Source organism: Pseudomonas sp. HN11, from assembly GCF_021390155.1.
Taxonomy (GTDB): domain Bacteria; phylum Pseudomonadota; class Gammaproteobacteria; order Pseudomonadales; family Pseudomonadaceae; genus Aquipseudomonas.
Map to the genome: position 1 here is coordinate 4,017,587 of NZ_CP089985.1, position 17,211 is coordinate 4,034,797.

18 protein-coding genes are annotated in these 17,211 nt (G+C 63.7%); all 18 read right to left on the minus strand.

Annotation, left to right across the window (positions count from 1 at the left end; genetic code table 11):
* Positions 1–519 carry a general secretion pathway protein GspN gene (locus tag LVW35_RS18140; RefSeq protein WP_233891409.1) on the minus strand — a complete coding sequence of 173 codons (519 nt, stop codon included), beginning with the start codon at positions 517–519 and terminating at the stop codon, positions 1–3.
* Positions 516–1,118 carry a type II secretion system protein GspM gene (gene gspM, locus LVW35_RS18145; RefSeq protein WP_233891410.1) on the minus strand — a complete coding sequence of 201 codons (603 nt, stop codon included), beginning with the start codon at positions 1,116–1,118 and terminating at the stop codon, positions 516–518. The genes LVW35_RS18140 and gspM overlap by 4 nt, the downstream gene beginning before the upstream one ends.
* Positions 1,093–2,085, minus strand: a complete 993-nt coding sequence (locus LVW35_RS18150; protein ID WP_233891411.1) for a PilN domain-containing protein — start codon at positions 2,083–2,085, stop codon at positions 1,093–1,095. Before LVW35_RS18150 ends, gspM begins: the two co-directional genes overlap by 26 nt.
* Positions 2,082–2,783, minus strand: a complete 702-nt coding sequence (locus LVW35_RS18155; RefSeq protein WP_233891412.1) for a general secretion pathway protein GspK — start codon at positions 2,781–2,783, stop codon at positions 2,082–2,084. The genes LVW35_RS18150 and LVW35_RS18155 overlap by 4 nt, the downstream gene beginning before the upstream one ends.
* Positions 2,780–3,349: a prepilin-type N-terminal cleavage/methylation domain-containing protein gene (locus tag LVW35_RS18160; protein WP_233891413.1), complete on the minus strand. Its 570-nt coding sequence runs from the start codon at positions 3,347–3,349 to the stop codon at positions 2,780–2,782. The genes LVW35_RS18155 and LVW35_RS18160 overlap by 4 nt, the downstream gene beginning before the upstream one ends.
* Complete coding sequence (locus LVW35_RS18165; protein WP_233891414.1) at positions 3,346–3,678, minus strand: type II secretion system protein; 333 nt, start codon at positions 3,676–3,678, stop codon at positions 3,346–3,348. The genes LVW35_RS18160 and LVW35_RS18165 overlap by 4 nt, the downstream gene beginning before the upstream one ends.
* Complete coding sequence (locus LVW35_RS18170; protein ID WP_233891415.1) at positions 3,675–4,100, minus strand: GspH/FimT family pseudopilin; 426 nt, start codon at positions 4,098–4,100, stop codon at positions 3,675–3,677. Before LVW35_RS18170 ends, LVW35_RS18165 begins: the two co-directional genes overlap by 4 nt.
* A 7-nt stretch (positions 4,101–4,107) precedes the next feature.
* Positions 4,108–4,497: a type II secretion system protein GspG gene (locus tag LVW35_RS18175; RefSeq protein ID WP_233891416.1), complete on the minus strand. Its 390-nt coding sequence runs from the start codon at positions 4,495–4,497 to the stop codon at positions 4,108–4,110.
* A 13-nt stretch (positions 4,498–4,510) separates the two neighbouring features.
* Positions 4,511–5,707: a type II secretion system inner membrane protein GspF gene (gene gspF, locus LVW35_RS18180; RefSeq protein WP_233891417.1), complete on the minus strand. Its 1,197-nt coding sequence runs from the start codon at positions 5,705–5,707 to the stop codon at positions 4,511–4,513.
* On the minus strand, positions 5,704–7,365 hold the full coding sequence (gspE, locus tag LVW35_RS18185; protein WP_233896512.1) for a type II secretion system ATPase GspE: 1,662 nt from the start codon (positions 7,363–7,365) through the stop codon (positions 5,704–5,706). Before gspE ends, gspF begins: the two co-directional genes overlap by 4 nt.
* Before the next feature lie 322 nt (positions 7,366–7,687).
* Entirely contained in the window at positions 7,688–8,479 is a 792-nt protein-coding gene (gene fecE, locus LVW35_RS18190; protein ID WP_233891418.1) for a Fe(3+) dicitrate ABC transporter ATP-binding protein FecE, read from the minus strand.
* A 4-nt stretch (positions 8,480–8,483) separates the two neighbouring features.
* Positions 8,484–9,452 (minus strand): iron chelate uptake ABC transporter family permease subunit, encoded by a 969-nt coding sequence (locus LVW35_RS18195; RefSeq protein ID WP_233891419.1) that lies wholly within the window; start codon positions 9,450–9,452, stop codon positions 8,484–8,486.
* On the minus strand, positions 9,449–10,438 hold the full coding sequence (fecC, locus tag LVW35_RS18200) for an iron-dicitrate ABC transporter permease FecC (protein ID WP_233891420.1): 990 nt from the start codon (positions 10,436–10,438) through the stop codon (positions 9,449–9,451). Before fecC ends, LVW35_RS18195 begins: the two co-directional genes overlap by 4 nt.
* A 2-nt stretch (positions 10,439–10,440) precedes the next feature.
* Positions 10,441–11,355, minus strand: coding sequence for a Fe(3+) dicitrate ABC transporter substrate-binding protein (locus tag LVW35_RS18205; protein ID WP_442799688.1), 915 nt, complete (start codon positions 11,353–11,355; stop codon positions 10,441–10,443).
* Positions 11,356–11,540: 185 nt separating this feature from the next.
* The gene (locus LVW35_RS18210) at positions 11,541–13,931 is read right to left on the minus strand and encodes a TonB-dependent receptor (RefSeq protein WP_233891422.1); all 2,391 of its coding nucleotides are present in this window, start codon (positions 13,929–13,931) and stop codon (positions 11,541–11,543) included.
* Between the two features lie 84 nt (positions 13,932–14,015).
* The gene (locus tag LVW35_RS18215; RefSeq protein WP_233891423.1) at positions 14,016–15,626 is read right to left on the minus strand and encodes a gamma-glutamyltransferase family protein; all 1,611 of its coding nucleotides are present in this window, start codon (positions 15,624–15,626) and stop codon (positions 14,016–14,018) included.
* 21 nt (positions 15,627–15,647) lie between these two features.
* Entirely contained in the window at positions 15,648–16,427 is a 780-nt protein-coding gene (locus LVW35_RS18220) for an amino acid ABC transporter ATP-binding protein (protein WP_233891424.1), read from the minus strand.
* Between the two features lie 2 nt (positions 16,428–16,429).
* Positions 16,430–17,206, minus strand: a complete 777-nt coding sequence (locus LVW35_RS18225) for an amino acid ABC transporter permease (protein WP_233891425.1) — start codon at positions 17,204–17,206, stop codon at positions 16,430–16,432.
* Positions 17,207–17,211: the final 5 nt, after the last annotated feature.

Genomic DNA, 17,211 nt, shown 5'->3' on the forward strand with positions numbered 1-17,211 from the left:
TCAAGGGAGAGGCTCGCGGGGCAAAGTGATGGGGGGCCGGTTGGACGGCGGCGGCAGGCGTTTGGCGTAGAGGCTCAAGGTTTGCGTGCGGCCATCCAGGCTGAATCGGGCGTATTGCGGAGTGAGGTGGTCCAGGCGCCAGCCGTTGGGCAGGGCCTGACCGAGACGCACGGTCAGGGCACGGCCGTCGGCCTGCTTGAGCATGGCCATTTGCAGGTTGCCGGTGATCATGATGCCGCTGAGGGTCAGGTTGGCCAGGCTGGTGACCTGGGCTCTGCCCACGACGCGGTCCGGGCTGCGGTCCGGGCTGAACAGCGGCGCCTGCCAAGTGGCGGCGAGGTTTTCCAACGGGACACTCGGCGCGACCTGTACCTGAGCGGTGGGATGGGCACGCGTGGGCGCTTCAGGCAGCCACTGCGGTTCATCGCCGATGCTGCTGAGGATCACCGCCATCAACACGCTCAGCAATCCCGACAAGCCGAGCAAACCCCACTCCACGGGGCGTAGTCTGCCGATCATGGCGTCACCGGCGCCGGTTGCAGGTAACCGCGCACCAGCAAGTGCACCACCAACTTGCCTGCACCGCCATTGGCTGGCGCCTGCTGACTGCGACGGATGCGCAGTTCATCCACGAACAGGAACGGCGGCTGATACTCCAGTTCATGCAGCAATGCTTCCAAGGGTTCGATGGCACAGTCGAGAGTCAGGCTGACTTTCACTTGGCGATACGGCTCGCCGTCGTCTTGGTCCGGTGTGATGGGCTTGCGCTGGGTGAGGCTGCAACCGCCACCGAGGTTGGCGTGGCTGTTGATCAGGTCAGCGAGGCGTTGCATCAGGTCGGCCGCCACGACGTCGGGGTCATCTCCCGGCAACAGGCTGGTGCTGCTGGCTGGGTCTCGACGGGCCTGTTCAAGCTGCTGGCGCAAGGCCTCGCGTTGGCGTAATACACCGGCATACCGCTGTTGCTGCTCGCGCAGCTGTTCAGCCTGCTCGCCCATATCGCGCAGGGGCCCGGCGAACCAGCTGTCGATCAACAGCCAATAAGCTGTGCCGACCACCACGGCCAGCACCAGTAAGGCGGCGCATCGGCGTTCACGGGGTGTGAGGGGGCGGCGCATCGGCGGTCTCCTGGCGTAGGTGGGCACGCAAGGCAAACTGGTCTTTGCCGGTGCGCGCATCGGGCTGGATCACCCCTTCGAACTGGGCATTTTCCAGGCTGCGGCAGCCTTTGATACGGGTGATCAGCGCACTGGCCTTGGCGCTTTGGCCAGAGATGGAAATTTCGCCGTCTTTCACGTCCAACTGATCGAGCCAAGTGTCGCCGGGCAGGCAAGTGGTCAGGTCATTGAGCAGCGCGGCCAGCGGCGGTTGCGCCAGTTTGCGCCGGGTAAGGTATTGCGCCGCGCCACGGGTATTGAGCAATTGCTGGCGCAGGGCATACACCTCGGCAACCTGGGCTTTCTGTTGCTGGACGCTGGCGTGCATGGCGTCGATGACGCGCTGGCGGTCGTTGAGCCACAGCAGCATCGCCGCGATCAGCAAGGCCCCGCACAACCACGGCAGGCTGCGTTGCAAGCCCATGCCGGGCGGACGTTGACGGGGGCGCAGTGGCGCGGGCAACAGATCGATACCGAGGTTGGCCGCGTCCACGCGATGGGGATGCAGGCCGAGGGCAGCACAGTCAGTGAGAATCTGGTCCAGGCGCTCGCGCAGCATCGCCACCAGCGTGACCTCAAGGTGGGTGGGCGTGCGCCGCTCCTGGCGTGCGACGAAGTAGAGTTGGTCGGCCTCGAATGGGGTATAGCGGTCCAGTTCATAACCGACCACGACACTCAGATTGCGCCCGGCGGCCAACGGCAGTTGCACGCGTTGCAGCAGCACAGCATCCGCGCCGAGCATCAGCACTTGGCGCGCGCTGCCCGGCGCGACAGGCGCTGCGACCGGCCAGTGGTGGATCTGCTCCGGCGGTTCTTGCCGTGCCAGCCAACTCGGCACACAGGCGCGCAGCTCCGCGAGCCATAGGCGCCAGGCCTGTTGCAACAGGCTGCCGCGCCAGTGCCGGGCGATGGGTTCCAGTCGATTCATTCTTGCCAACGCAACACCCGATAGGGCTGTGCGCTGTCCTCCGATGGGCTTAATAAAACGGTGACTTGCAGCCGCGCCTGATAACCACCGGGGCGCTCGGCGCGGCTGTCGACCACCAGCACTTCGCCGGGGTCGGCACCTTCGGCGTGCTGGCGCGGCAGGTTCAACGCCTTGCGCATCAACGGGCTGGCGAAGGCGGGATCGGGGCGATCAAGGTCGCTCCACAGGGTGATCTCGGGCAGCAATTGGCTATAGAGGGCTTGCGTCATGCCAGGCAATTGGCGCACTTCTTCCAGCACCCGAAATGGCACAAGCCCCTGTTGACGGCGCACTTGGAGGGCCTTGGTCAACTGTGTAGCTTGGGCCGAGGTGGCGCCGCAGGCCAGGGCCAGACGTGTGAAATCCTGTGCCTCGGCATTGATCAGGTAGAGCTTGCCGCGCTCACTGCGCAGGCTGACGTGTAACTGGGCGTCGTCAAACACCAAGGGGATGTCACGACCATCGGCCACCCAGCGCCGGTCGGCCATGACCATGGCGATACCGGCTTCAGCGGCCAGCACGGTTTGTGTGTGCTGGCGCAACCACAGTGCCTGGCGACTTTCCAGCTGCACCCAGCCGGCCAGGCCGCCGAGCAACACGCTGAGCAAGGCCAGTACCCACAGCACCAGCAGCAGGGCCGCACCGCGCTGGCGCCTCATTCTTCCACACTCCCGCTGGACAGGTTCAAGCGCAAAGCAATCACCTGGGTGACCCAGGGCACCGGGCCGTCGACGCTGGCGGCGATGCGCACGGCGGCCGGCAAACGCCTGGGCCATGGCCATTCATTGATCCAACCGGTGGGCTGGCCCAGCGGTGACGTACCGCGATAACTGAACTGCAGACCCTCGATGCTTCTCAGCAGCACCTGGGGCTCACGTTGAGCAAACCCGACCTGCAAATCCTGTTCGACCTGTTGCAGGCTGAACCGCTGGATCCCCCCACCGAGCACACCGGGCAAGGTCGAGACGAACTCCAGACGCTGCGCCGTGCCGACGAAAAATCCACCGCCTTCGCCCACCGCCAGCGGTAACGCCTCGCTGATCGCCGTGCGCAAAAACTGCTGCGCGGCACGCACTTCATCCAGGCTCACCGTATACGCCTGGGCCTTGGACACGGCACGATTGGCGCCCAGCAATGCGCCGCCAACCAGCACCAGCAACACGCCCAGCAAGCTGAGCACCACGAGGATTTCCAGCAAGGTAAAACCCTGCTCGCGGCGTTTCACAGGCGTGCCTTCAACGTGCTGAAACGGGCCTGGTGCGGGCCCTCGTCGAGAACCAGGTCGAGACGAAAAATACGCGCTTGCTGCCGGGCGGTTGTCAGTCGCCAGTGGATGCCGTCCAGTTCGCCCTGGCTGACGCCATTGCTCAACCGTCCTGCGGCTTCCTGATCGAAAATGGTCAGCGCCGCATGGGTGAGCCGGTCACTGTGGGCCACCTGGGACAACGAGCGCGCGCTCTGGCCGAACGCAACCAGCAGGACCGTGCTGCACACCGCCATCAGCGTCAGCGCGGCGAGCATTTCCAGCAGCGTGAAGCCAGCCTGGCGGTTCATGGCAGCGCCTTGGATTGCACGCTGCCGGTGAGCCAGCCGATATCGATACGCCAACGCCGGGCGCCGTTGACCAACAGAAGATTGCCGCCGGTGGAGCTGCCGTCAGGGTAGAACTCGACGGCAGGGCCGACCTGTTCGGCAGTGTGCAGCGTGACTTGCAGCTGCGACGGCCAACGTTGCAACGCTCGTCCCGGCGCCTGGAATGTCCGATCTCGCAGGTCAAACTCAGTGCGCGCGGCTTGCCCACTGACTATCGCCCCCGCCCGTGTGGTGCGCAACGCCTCCACCATCTGCCCGACCGCGCGACGCTCTTTCGCCGTTTGCAGACCCTGGCGCACACCCACCCCCAGTAAACCGGCAGCCAGGCTGAGCAACAGGATCACCACCAGCATTTCCAGCAGGGTAAAGCCGCGCTGGAACATGGCCGCGTTACTCCCAATTGCCCAGGTCGGCGCTGTAGCCTTCGCCGCCCGGCTGGCCATCCTGGCCATAGAAGATCAGGTCGAACGCACCATGCTCACCGGGAAAGCGATAACCGAAGGCATGCCCGAACGGGTCCTTGAGGTCCGAAGGCTTGGCATAACCACCAGGCCTGTCCACCAGCTGTTGCAGGCTGGTGGGCGGCGCGCCGACGTCGAGGGCGTAGCTGTCAATCTTCATGCTCAAACTGGACAGCTGGGCCTTCCCCGCGCCGTACTTGCCCTTGTCCACATTACCGCCGACCTGGCGCACGACGATGGTGGCGACAATGCCGAGCAGTACGATCACCGCGAGCATTTCCAACAGGGTGAAACCGCTTTGGCGGCGTGGTTTTCTCATGAGTTCAGCTCCTTCATATATTGCTGGTCAGGCTCATCAGCGGCAGCATGATCGCCAACATGATCACCGCCACCAGCACTGCCATGACCACGGTCAGGGACGGCACCAGGGCAGCAAGCAGACGGTCGATGCCGCGCTTGGCTTCGACGTCGAAGATGTCAGCCACCTTGAGCAACATGCTGTCGAGTTCGCCGGCCTGTTCGCCGACTTCGATCATTTGCAGCGCCAGTTCCGGCAGCAGCGGCTGGCTGCCGAACGCACTGGCGAGGGTGCCGCCGCTTTTTACCGATTGCGCCGCATGGCCAACTTGGGCCTGCAACGCGCGGTTGGTGCAGACTTGCTGTGCGATTACCAAAGCTTGCAGCAACGCCACGCCATTGCTGAGCAGCGTGCCGAGGGTGCGCGTCAGGCGTGCCGCTTCGACCCGTTGCAGCAGCGGGCCGATCACACGAATACCGAGCAGGCGACGATCGTATTTTTCTCGAAATGCCGGATTGCGCAGACGTGCCGCCCAACACCCGCCGCTCACGATCAGCCCGGCCAACACCACCAGGCCATAGGCGCCGAGGAACTCACCCAAGGCGAGAATCACCTCGGTGATCAACGGAATCGGCACACCCAGGTCCTGGAAGATCGGTACGAATTGCGGCACCACATAGGCCAGCAACAAGGCGAGGGAACCGAGTACGCCCACCACCAGGAAGGCCGGATAGATCAGCGCATTGATCACTTCGCCACGCAGACGCTCACTGCGTTCCAGGTAGTCGCTGAGTTGGCGCAAGGTACTTTCCAGCGCGCCACCGGCCTCACCGGCACGCACCATGCTCAGGTACAACGGCGAGAACGTGTCACCCTCTTCTTCCAATGCGGTAGACAGCGGTTTACCCGCTTTGACGTGATCGCGGATGCGTTCAATCAGTGCGCGAACCTGGGGTTGGCCGGGTTGTTTGAGCAACAGGCCAAGGGCGCGCTCCAGGGGCTGGCCAGCACCGAGCAACGTGGCCAGTTGCTGAGTAAAACTCACCAGCGCTGCGCCTTTCAATCGCCCGCGCGCGCTGCGCAATAGAGGGCTGCCCGCCGTTTCGATCTGCAACAGCAACAGACCGCGCTTGTGCAAGGCAGCCACGGCAGCGGCCTGATCCCGGGCTTCCAGCGTGCCGTTCTGCGCCACGCCCTGGCTGTCCAGGGCGCGGAATTTGAACAGACTCACGCGCCCTCTCCACGGGTGACGCGCAGCACTTCTTCCAGTGACGTAATACCCGCCAGCGCCTGACGCAGCCCCTCCTCATACAAAGTGCGCAAACCGGCCCGGCGAGCGGCCTGCTCCAAGGTGGAGGCATCGGCATGACGCATCAGCAGGCTGCGCAGTTCATCGTTCATCACCAGCAGTTCAGTGAGGGCACTGCGGCCGTGATAGTCACCGCGAAAGAGCAGGATCGGGCGTTGTTCGGTCAAGCGATCCAGGCCGTGTTCCGCGATCAGTTCCGGCGGCGCTTCAAAGGCCACGCGGCTGGCCGGATCCAGGCGCCGCACCAGACGCTGGGCAAGAATACCGCTGACGGTCGAGGCGATCAGGTAGCTTTCCACGCCCATGTCCAGCAGCCGCGTGATACTCGCCGCGGCGCTGTTGGTGTGCAGGGTGGAAAGCACGAGGTGCCCGGTCAGCGACGATTGAATGGCGATGCGGCAGGTTTCCAGGTCGCGGATCTCGCCGATCATGATCACATCCGGGTCCTGGCGCACGATAGAGCGCAGCGCCCCGGCGAAGTCCAGGCCGATGGCGGGCTTGACCTGGATCTGGTTGATACCTTCAAGCTGGTACTCCACCGGGTCTTCCACGGTGACGATCTTGCGCTCGGCCGTGTTGAGCCGCGACAGCGCAGTGTAGAGCGTGGTGGTCTTGCCGGAGCCGGTGGGCCCGGTGACCAACAGGATGCCGTGGGGGCGCTCCAGCAGGTCGAGGAAGGTGGCCAGGCGTTGGCCGTCAAAGCCGAGGCTGGGGAAGTCGAACCGCACGGTCTGCCGGTCCAGCAGGCGCAGCACCACCGACTCGCCGAAACTGGTGGGCACCGTGGACACCCGCAGGTCCAGTTCCTTGCCCTGGATGCGCAGCATGATGCGCCCGTCCTGAGGCAGCCGGCGCTCGGCGATGTCCAGCCGCGCCATGATCTTCACCCGCGAAATCACCGCCGCCGACGAGCTGGCGGGCGGCGCTTCGGCGTCGTGCAGCACGCCGTCAATGCGGTAGCGCACCTTGAGCTGGCTTTCGAAGGGCTCGATATGGATGTCCGAGGCGCGCTGTTCCACGGCGCGTTGCAGGATCAGGTTGACCAGGCGGATCACTGGCGCTTCGGAGGCCATGTCCTTGAGGTGTTCGATATCTTCCTGGGCGCCGCCCTGCTCATCGAGGTTCTCGATCAGTGTGCCCATGGCCGAGCGGCCCTGGCCGTAGTAGCGCTCGATCAGGGTGTCGACTTCGTTGCGCGGGCCGATGGTCAGCCACACCGGCACCTGGCACGCGTAGGCCAGGGCCTGGAACGGATAAAGTTGCGTCGGGTTGGCCGCCAGCACCCGCAGGCCGCCCTGGCTCCAGCCCATGGGCACCACTTGATAGTGACGCATGAAGCGTTCGGTCAAGGCCGGCAAGGGGTCAAGCAGCGGCGGCGCGGCGTCGGCCAGCAACAGCGGGGCGTCGAGCAATGCCGCCCAGGCACGGGCCAGTTCCACTTCGGAGACCAGGCCCAGGCGTGTCAGCAGGCTCAGCAAGTCATCCGTGGACAGGCGGCGGGCGCGCTCCAGGTCCACCGTTTTAAGCCCGGCATGCTGCATCAGCCACGCGCACACCTGTTCGGTGTGCGGAGTCTGCATCTGGCAGGCATCGATAGGCGCTGACGACATAATATTCAGGGATCTTGTATTGCGAGAAAGTATGGCTATTTGAAACTACGGAAACATGCCATTAGTTAGCCACAACCCAGGCGACAGTAAGCCGGGGTTATCGACTGGAAGTTATAGCTCTAGTTCCGGAGGGTGGGGAATAAAATAAACATAACGGCCAAGACCCCTGCACCAGAGCCTTAGCAGCTAATAGCCATCACTCCAGGAGTTGCAATTAGCCACTTCATTGCACTTACACCCCTCAAATAACTCAAGCGCCTTACTTTGTTGGTTCTTACACTTTTCAACCGCATCAATCGTGAGTGCGCGTGCTCTTTTCCACCAGGCACATCGGTGTACCGGCGACCGGCTCTTGCATCACCTGCACCTGCACATCGAACACCTGCCGCATCAACCCGGCACTGATCACCTCCCCCGGCGCACCATCAGCCACCAACTTGCCGCCGTGCATCACGGCCAGGTGGTCGGCGTAGCGGCAGGCCTGATTGATGTCGTGCAACACCGTGATCACAGTCTTGCCTTCAGCGGCCAGTTCGCCCATCAAGTCCATGAGTTCGACCTGATGGCTGATGTCGAGGTAGGTGGTGGGTTCATCCAGCAACACTACCGGCGCATTCTGCGCCAACACCATCGCCAGCCAGGCACGTTGGCGCTGGCCGCCGGAGAGGTCTGCCAATGCGCGATCAGCCAACACGTCCAGCTCCAGGCGCTGCATGGCTTGGGTCACGTGAGACCGATCACTGCCGCTCAAGCGCCCCCATAACGAGTTATGCGGGCTGCGGCCGTAGGCGACCAACTGGCGCACGCTGACGCCTTCGGGCACCGGCAGCACCTGCGGCAAAAACGCGATCTGCCTTGCCAATTGGCGAGCGGACAGGCTGGCGTAGGCCTGCCCATCCAAGCTCAGTTCGCCTTCGGTCGGCTTGAGGATGCGCGCAAAGGCCTTGAGCAGGGTCGACTTGCCGCAGCCATTCGGGCCGATCAGGGCGGTGACCTTTCCGGTTGGCGGCGCAAAGGACAAGCCCTGCACAATGCGCGTGGTGCCGTAACCGATATCCAGCTCGCGTGCGTGAAGAATACTCATGTGATCAGCCCTTGAACCGTGCCAGCAACCAAAGAAAATACGGCGCGCCAATCACCGCAGTGAGCACCCCGGCGGGGATTTCACTGGGCGCGATCAGCGTGCGCCCGAGGGTGTCGGCCAGCACCAGCAACAGCGCGCCGATCAGCATCGCAGCAGGCAGCAGGCACTGGTGTTGCCCGCCCACCAACCGACGCGCCATGTGCGGCGCGACCAGACCGATAAAACCAATCGGCCCGATAACACCGACGCCCAGGCTGGTCAGCAGCACCGCGCAAACCATCGCCAACCAGCGCGTGCGACTGAGTGCCGTGCCGAGGCTGTGGGCGGCTTCATCGCCCAGGGCGATCAGGTTCAGCGGCTTGGCCAGGCACAGGCCCAAGGGGATCAGCATCAGGAACGGCAGCACCAGCGCCACATGGTGCCAATTGCGGCTCCACAGGCTGCCTGTCAGCGCGAGCAAAGCGGTGTTGATGTCCAACGGATGGGACAGGATCAGAAACTCGGTAACGCTGGACAAGGTCACCGCAATCGCCACACCGGACAGCGCAAAGCGCACCCCGGAAAAACTCACCCCGGTGTTGTACAGCGCCAGCAACAGCGCGCCGCCGGCGCCACCCAGGCAAGCCACCAGCGGCAGCCATGCAATCGGCATGTGCGGCCAACTGATGATCGCCACGGTCAGCGCCAAACCAGCGCCTTGGGTCACGCCGAGGATTTCCGGCGAGGCCAACGGGTTGCGGATCACACCCTGCACAATCGCCCCGGCCAGGCCGAAGGCGCAACCGGCCAGAATCGCGATCAGGCTGCGTGGCAGGCGGTGGTTCCACACTTCGAAGTCGAGGGCGTCGTGCGCCAGCAGGCGCTCCAGCACGGTGTCAGGCAGGAGCCACACAGTGCCGGCGCTGAGGCTGATCAACGTCGCCAGCAGCAACAGGCCGAGCAGCAGCCATAAGCGCGATCGTGGCCGGGTCATAGGGCGCGCCTGGCAAGAAAGAGGAAGAACGGTGCGCCGATCAGCGCGGTGACCACACCGGCCGGGGTCTCCACTGGAAATGCCACAGCGCGGCTGAGGAGGTCGGCGCCCAGCACGATCACCGCGCCCAACGCGGCACTCAGCGGGATCAGCCAGCGATAGTCATTACCGAGGAACTGGCGAAGGATATTCGGTGCAATCAACCCGACAAACCCGATGGGGCCGACTGCGCAGACACTCGCCCCCACCAACAACAGGCTGGCGATAAACACCTGCAAACGCAGGCTGGCAATGCCCACACCCAGGGAGCGCGCCGCGTCTTCGCCGAGGTTGATCAGGTTCAGGCGCGGCGCGCACCACAGCGCCCACAGGCCGCCGATCAAGGTGCACGGCCAGAGCAGTTGCACTTGCGCGGCGCCGACATTGGCCAGGGAACCGGCCAGCCAGTTGAGCACGCTTTGTGCCTGGACCTCGACCAGGATTACCGTGAGCCGGGTCAAGGCGGCGCACAACGCCGCCACGGCCACGCCGGCCAATACCAGGCGACCTTGGGTGGTGGTCGGCGACCAGGCGCCGCCGAGGCTGAACACCGTGACCCAGGCCAGGGCGCCACCCAGGCAGGTCATCAACAAGGCACCGCCGGCAAACGGTGGCGCGACCAATCCAGTGGAAAACAACGCCAGCCCCAACGCCGCCCCCGCTGTCACGCCAAACAAGGACGGCGATGCTAGGCGGTTGCGCGTGATGCCTTGCATCAACGCACCGGCCAGGCCCAGGCAGGCACCGACCAACGCGGCGCACACGGCCCGTGGCACGCGCAACTGCGCAACGATATACGCCATATTGCCGCCCACGCCGCCTTGATGGATAAGGCCATTCCACGCATCCGTCGCTGTAATGGTGAACGGTGACCAGCTATACAGCGACAGCCAGAACAACCCGGCGCCCAGCAGCACGATGCCTGCCGTCGCAAAACTTCGCCCCATGCTTATGGGCTCAGTACGGCTTTACCGCCCTTTAGAATCGCCAGCGCGTCTTCAGCGATTTGCTCCGAAGCCAGCACACCGCGGTTGCGCGCCCAGCTGTCGCCGTCGACTTCGGCGACCTGTTTGTTACGCACCGCACCAAGCACTTGCCACAGCGGCTGCTTGCTCCAGCTGTCGACGATGCTGGGGCGACGGTAATGCCCGACCAGCAACCAGCCTGGGTCGAGGGCGAGCAGTTGTTCCAGGCTGATGAACTCGGTGGGCGCGGCATTGGCGCGTACCGAAGGGACTTTCAAACCGATGGCTTCGAGCACACTGCCGGCATAGGAGTCCGGGCCGTGCACGGAGAAACTGTCTTCACGCGCCACGCCGAACACCACGCTGGCGCCGGCTGGGATCTGCTGAGCAATGGCTTTGAGGTTCTCGCGGTTCTTCTGGATCCGCGCTTCCATCTGCGCGCTCTTGCCCAGCGCCTTGCCGATCAGCTCGGCGGATTTCAGGCTGCCCTGGTAATCCTCACCGCGCGACGGCAGCAACAGGGTCGGCGCGATGCTCGCCAGGTCGCTGTACAACGCCTGGTGGCGGTTGAGGTCGGCAACGATCAAGTCCGGCTTGAGCCGGGCGATTTCCTCGATGCTCGGTTGCGAGCGCAGGCCCACGGACTTCCATTGGCCGATGGCCTGGCGCACACGCGGCAACACGCGGTTGGCATCGCCATCATCGGCCGCGCCAATGGGCGTTACGTCAACCGCGGCCAGGCTGTCGAGAAAGGAAAACTCCAGCACCACCACACGCTTGGGCGCGTCCGGTAAATGCACCGCATGCTGGCCGTCGTTGAGGTCGATTGGGGCGGCGCTCAGCAGGCTTGAAGTCAACGCCAGGAGGCAGGCGGCAAGGGTGGGGATGGAGCGCGGCATTCGCATGACAAGGACCTCGGCGTTAAAACACCCCAGCTAGACAGGCCGGGGAAAACGGCGGGTACTATTCCATATCGGGGCGGCGTGATCAAAAAACATTCTCATTAAGGTGTTCAGGTACGCACTGATACCGCCGCCCCAATGTGGGAGTAAGCCCGCTCCCACAGTTGATCGGTGTACAGCCGTTAGAAGTCGACGGTGGCAGAAAGCAGATAAGTTCGCGGCGTCGACAAGGTCAGTCCCGGCTCGCTGTCATCCGAAGCACCGGCCGAACTCCAGTAGCGTTTATCGGCGACGTTCTCCACATTCGCCCGCAAGGTGATGTGTTTGTCATCCACCTTGAACCCATACCGTGCGCCGACGTCGATGCGGTTCCAGGCGTCGATTTCCTTGACGTTGGAGGGGTTCAGGTACTGCGAGCTGGAATAGATGCCACGGCTGGTCAAGGTCAAGCCTTCCAGCCCTGGCACATCCCATTCAGCCCCCAGGTTGACGTTGTACTTGGGCGTGGCGGGGGCGCGATTGCCGTCCCAGGCGCCGTTGGTGGTGTCTTTCAGTTCACTGTCGATGTACATCACACCGCCGAGCAGGCGGAAGCCCTTGAGCGGCTCGCCGAACACACTCAGTTCTACACCAGAGTTTTCGCGCTTACCGTTGGGACCAAAGAGCCGCGTGGTCGCATTGGTTTCATAGGCCGGCTGCTTGATGCGGAACACAGCGGCGGTCACGGCGAACACACCCGCATCGTACTTGGCACCGACTTCCACCTGGCGGCTGATAAACGGCGGGAAGATCTCGTCTTCGTTTCGCGCGGTGGACGGCGCGATCTTGCCCTGGCTCAGGCCTTCCATGTAGTTGGCGTACAGCGACAGCTTGTCGGTGGCCTTGAACAACAGCCCGCCGGATGGCGAGACCTTCTCTTCATCGTAGGCCGTATCGCCTTTGATGCCGTCGCTCCAGTCATCGACCTTCACGCGCTGCCAGCGGGCGCCGAGGGTCAGCAACAGGCGATCATCGAAGAAGCCCAGGGTGTCGGACAGGGCCACGCCGCTGAATTTGTTTTCGGTATAGACCTTCGGATCAAACCGTGTCGGCCGTGAAGGCGTCGGGGTTTGCACTGGGTTGTAGAGGTTGCTCGACGGCGACGTATAACGCGCGCCGCCGTTGGTGAAGTCCATGTCGAAGTAGCTGGCGGCCAGATTGACCTCATGGCTGACCGGCCCGGTATGAAACCAGTTGCGCACGCCGGCGGTGTAGGTGCGCACGTTTTCATCGCGGGTGAAATCCCGTGGCTGCACGCTGAAATCACCGGCCGCATTGGAGACGGACACCGCGTGACGCAGGAAATCGTGGTTGCTTTTGCGCGCGCCCATGCCGCCGTAGAGCATCACGTTGTCGCTGAGATCGTACTCGGCGTTGAAAGTGCCGAAGGTGTCGTTGGTGCGAGCCTTGCTCCAGGATTTCGCATAGTTGCGGCGCACGTCGCTGGCGCTGGGCACCGGCGCTGCAGCCGCCACCTGAACGCGCTCTTGCGGTGCATCGGTGTCGCGTTCGGTGTGGCCGATATCGGTGGAAAGGCGCAAGCGTTCGCCACGAAAATCCAGGCCCAGCACGGCCATTTCGCGATCGACGCTCTGGTGGTCCCACTCGGTGTCGCCGGACTGCTTCACGCCGTTGAAGCGGATGCCGAACTGATTGTCCTCGCCAAAGCGTCGACCAATGTCCACCGCGCCGCCGGCCTGGCTGTCGGAGGCCCAGTTGCCGGTAAACGAGTTGATGTCCTTGTCGGTGGCACGCTTGGGCACCACGTTGATCCCGCCGCCCACGCTGCCGCGCGGCGAAATGCCGTTGATCAACTGGCTCGGGCCCTTGAGGATGTCGACGCGGTCGGCCATTTCCATATCGATGGTGTACGTCGGCAGCACGCCGTACAGGCCGTTGTAGGCCACGTCACTGTTGAATAGGCTGAACCCGCGAATGGTGAATTGCTCGTAGCGCCCACCGGCCGGGTTGGTGGCACGCACCGAAGGGTCGGTGGCGATCAGATCGCCCAGGGTGCGGGCCTGTTGGTTTTTCACTGCCTCAGCGGTGTAGGTGGTGATGCTGAACGGGGTCTCCATGAAGTCCCGCGTGCCCAGCATGCCCTGGGCCGTGCGGCGCGCCACCTGGCCACCGGCGTAGGTGTCGCCGTCGTACAGGCCAGTGGTGCCGAGGATTGATGTGGGGGCCAATTCCAGGCTACCGCCCTCCGGCGCGAGCACCAGCATGTAGGCCTGCGCGCCCATCGGCTGCAGTTGCAGGCCAGAGCCTTGCAGCAAACGGGCAAAGCCCTCCTCTACTCCATACTCGCCGGACAAACCGCTGCTGCTGCGCCCACTGACCAAGGCCGGGTCCACCGACAGATTGACGCCTGCCAACCCGGCAAAGCGAGTAAGCGCCGCACTCAGGCTGCCGGCGGGCACCTGATAGCTGCGGCGGGTGGCGGTGTCTTCGGCGTAGCTGACGACGGAGAAGAACGGGCTGGCGCTGAGGCTCAGCAGCAGGCTCAGTTTCAGCAAGGGTCGGACGACGGGCATTGGCAGAAGCTCTCGATATTGTTCACTTGCCTGGAATGACAGGCGAGATGAAAAAAAGGGACAAGCTTCAGCCAATTTTTTCGCTTACCACACTGCGATCGTTGAATCCGCCCTTGGCTCCGTTCCGCCGCACAATACACCACTGACCGGATCACGCAGGATGATCTGCCCACGCCCGTAGTCGGTGAGGTCGCTGGCGATCTGCACCTGGTGCCCACGCCGTGCCAGAGCGTTGGCCAAGTCGCGGGATGCGCCCTGTTCGATGCCGACCTTCATGTCGCCCAGCCATTGCCAGCGCGGCGCGTCCAGGGCCGCTTGCGGGTTGAGGCCGAAGTCCACCAGGTTCATCACCATCTGCACATGGCCCTGGGGCTGCATGTAGCCGCCCATCACGCCGAACGGGCCGAGGGCCTGGCCGTCCTTGGTGAGAAAGCCGGGGATGATGGTGTGGAAGGTTTTTTTGCCCGGCGCCAGGCAGTTGGCGTGGGTCGGGTCGAGGCTGAACTCTTGCCCACGGTTCTGCAACGCGATGCCGCTGTCGGGCAGTACCACGCCGGAACCGAAGCCGTGGTAGTTGCTCTGGATAAACGAAACCATGTTGCCTTCGACGTCCGCCGTAGCCAGGTACACCGTGCCGCTGGCATGGGGGTCGCCGGGTTTGGGCGGCCGGGCCTGTTCGCCGATCTGCCCACGGCGACGGCTGCTGTAGTCATCGCTGAGCAGGTCGGCGACGGCCACACGCATGTGCAGCGGGTCGGTGATGTAGTGCAGGCCGTCGCTGTAGGCGAGTTTCATCGCCTCCAATTGACGGTGCCAGGTCTGCTGGCTGTCGCGGTGATCGAAGCTGAAGCCTTCGAGGATTTTCAGCGCCATCAGCGCCACCAAGCCCTGCCCGCTGGGCGGGATTTCCCAGACATCCACGCCCCGGTAGTTGACGTGGATCGGCTCCACCCACTCGGCGCGGTAATCCTTGAGATCGCTGGCATGCAGGTAGCCGCCGCTGGCCTTGGAATGCGCGTCCAACCGTTCGGCCAGTGCGCCGCGATACAGGCTTTCGCAGCGGGTGGCCGCCAATTCTTCGAGGGTTCGGGCCTGGGCCGGGTTGCGAAACATCTCTCCGGCCCGTGGCGCACGGCCGTCGATCAGGAAGGTGGCGAACCAGGCATCCAGCGCAGCGTCGCGATGGGGGCTGAATTCTTCCAAGGTAAGCTGCCACTGATGGGCAACCACCGGCGACAGCGGGAAACCGTCGCGCGCCAGGCGAATGGCCGGTTGCAGCAACTCGGCAAACGGCAGCTTGCCAAAACGCTGGGACAGCTCTGCCCAGGCCGACGGGCAGCCTGGCACGGTGACTGGGGTCCAGCCATACAGCGGCATCTGATCATGCCCCGCCGCCTTGACCGCCTCAATGCTCAAGGCGGCCGGCGCATGGCCGTTGCCATTCAAACCGTGCAATTGGCCCTTGCACCAGACGAGGGCAAACGCATCGCCGCCGAGGCCGCAGCCGGTAGGTTCCACTACCGTCAAAGCGGCCGCCGTGGCAATCGCGGCGTCGATGGCGTTACCGCCCTTCTGCATGACCTCGATACCGGCCTGGGCGGCCAGGGGCTGGGACGCCGCGACCATGCCGCGCTGGGCAAACACGCTCTGGCGTTGCGAGGGATAAGGGTACTCGTGAGCAGAAAATTTAAACATGGCAGAGGCTCTTCAAAAAGGTCATAGCACGCGACTGAGAAAGGCTCGGGTACGGGGGTGGCTGGGGTGGCTGAAAATCTGTTCCGCAGGCCCTTGTTCGATGAGTTCGCCTTGGTCAAGCACCACCACGCGGTCGGCCACTTCACGGGCAAAACCCATTTCGTGGGTGACCACCACCATGGTCATGCCCTCCTCGGCCAGTTCCTTCATCACCTGCAGCACTTCGCCGACGGTTTCCGGGTCGAGGGCGCTGGTGGGTTCGTCGAACAACATGGCCTGGGGTTTCATCGCCAGTGCACGGGCGATGGCCACCCGTTGCTGCTGGCCGCCGGAAAGCATCGACGGGTAGTGGCTGGCCTTGTCCGCCAGGCCGACCCGCGCCAGTAATCCGCGGGCCTGTTCCAAGGCTTCGGCGCGTGGCGTGCCAAGCACCTGGATCGGCGCTTCGATGATGTTTTCCAAAGCGGTCATATGGGGGAACAGGTTAAAACGCTGGAACACCATGCCAATGTCGCGGCGCTGGCGGGCGATGTTGCGCTCCGAATCGCGCACCAGGCTGCCGTCGCTGCGCTCGCGATAGCCCATGGCGCGGCCATTGACGCGGATGCGTCCGCCCTGGATGTCTTCCAGCAGGTTGATGCATCGGATAAACGTGGTCTTGCCCGAACCCGATGCGCCGATCAGCACCACCACTTCACCGCGTCGCACTTGCAGGGAAATCCCCTTGAGGATCTGCAGCGCGCCAAACGACTTATGAATATCCAGCGCCTCGATGATTACGTCTTCACTTTGATGCGACATGGTTATCGTCCCCTCAGCAGTTTCAAGGTGCTGCGCCCGAACAGGCGGCTGGACGCCGGTGGCGGTGCCGAAGGCCGGTCGGACTGGCCGAAGCGTGCTTCCAGCCAGCGCTGGAAGAAGCCCCAGAGCGTGGTGAGCATCAGGAAGTAGATCGCGACCACCAGGTACAACTCGAACACGCGGAACGTCGCCGAAGTGACCATTTGCGTGCTGAGCAGCAACTCCTGCACGCCGATCACGCTGACCAGGGTGGTGTTCTTGAGCATCACGTTGAACTCGTTGCCCAGCGGCGGCACGATCACGCGGAACGCCTGGGGCAGCACGATGCGCCGCATCAGCTTGGCAAAGCCCATGCCCAGGGAGCGCCCGGCTTCATATTGCCCCTTGTCTACCGCACCGATGCCGGCGCGGATGATCTCGGCCATATAGGCGCCTTCGTTGAGGCCCAGAGCGATGATCGCCGCCTGGATATTGCCGGGCACGACCAGGCCGAACAGGTCGATATCCTCAAAGCGGAAAATCCCGCCCGCCGCCAGCGCTGTGTACAGGAACACGATCTGCACCAACAACGGCGTGCCGCGCATCAACCACACATAAAACCGTACCGGCAGGCGCAGCAGCGGGTTCTTCGACAATCGCAACAGCGCCGCCGCCAAGCCCAGCACGCAGCCCAGCAACATCGCGGACACCGCGATCAGGCAGGTCAGCCATAGACCGGTGAGGTACACCCCACTGGGCTGCAGCAGGTACTGCCAGAACACATCCCAATTGAAGTTCATTGCGG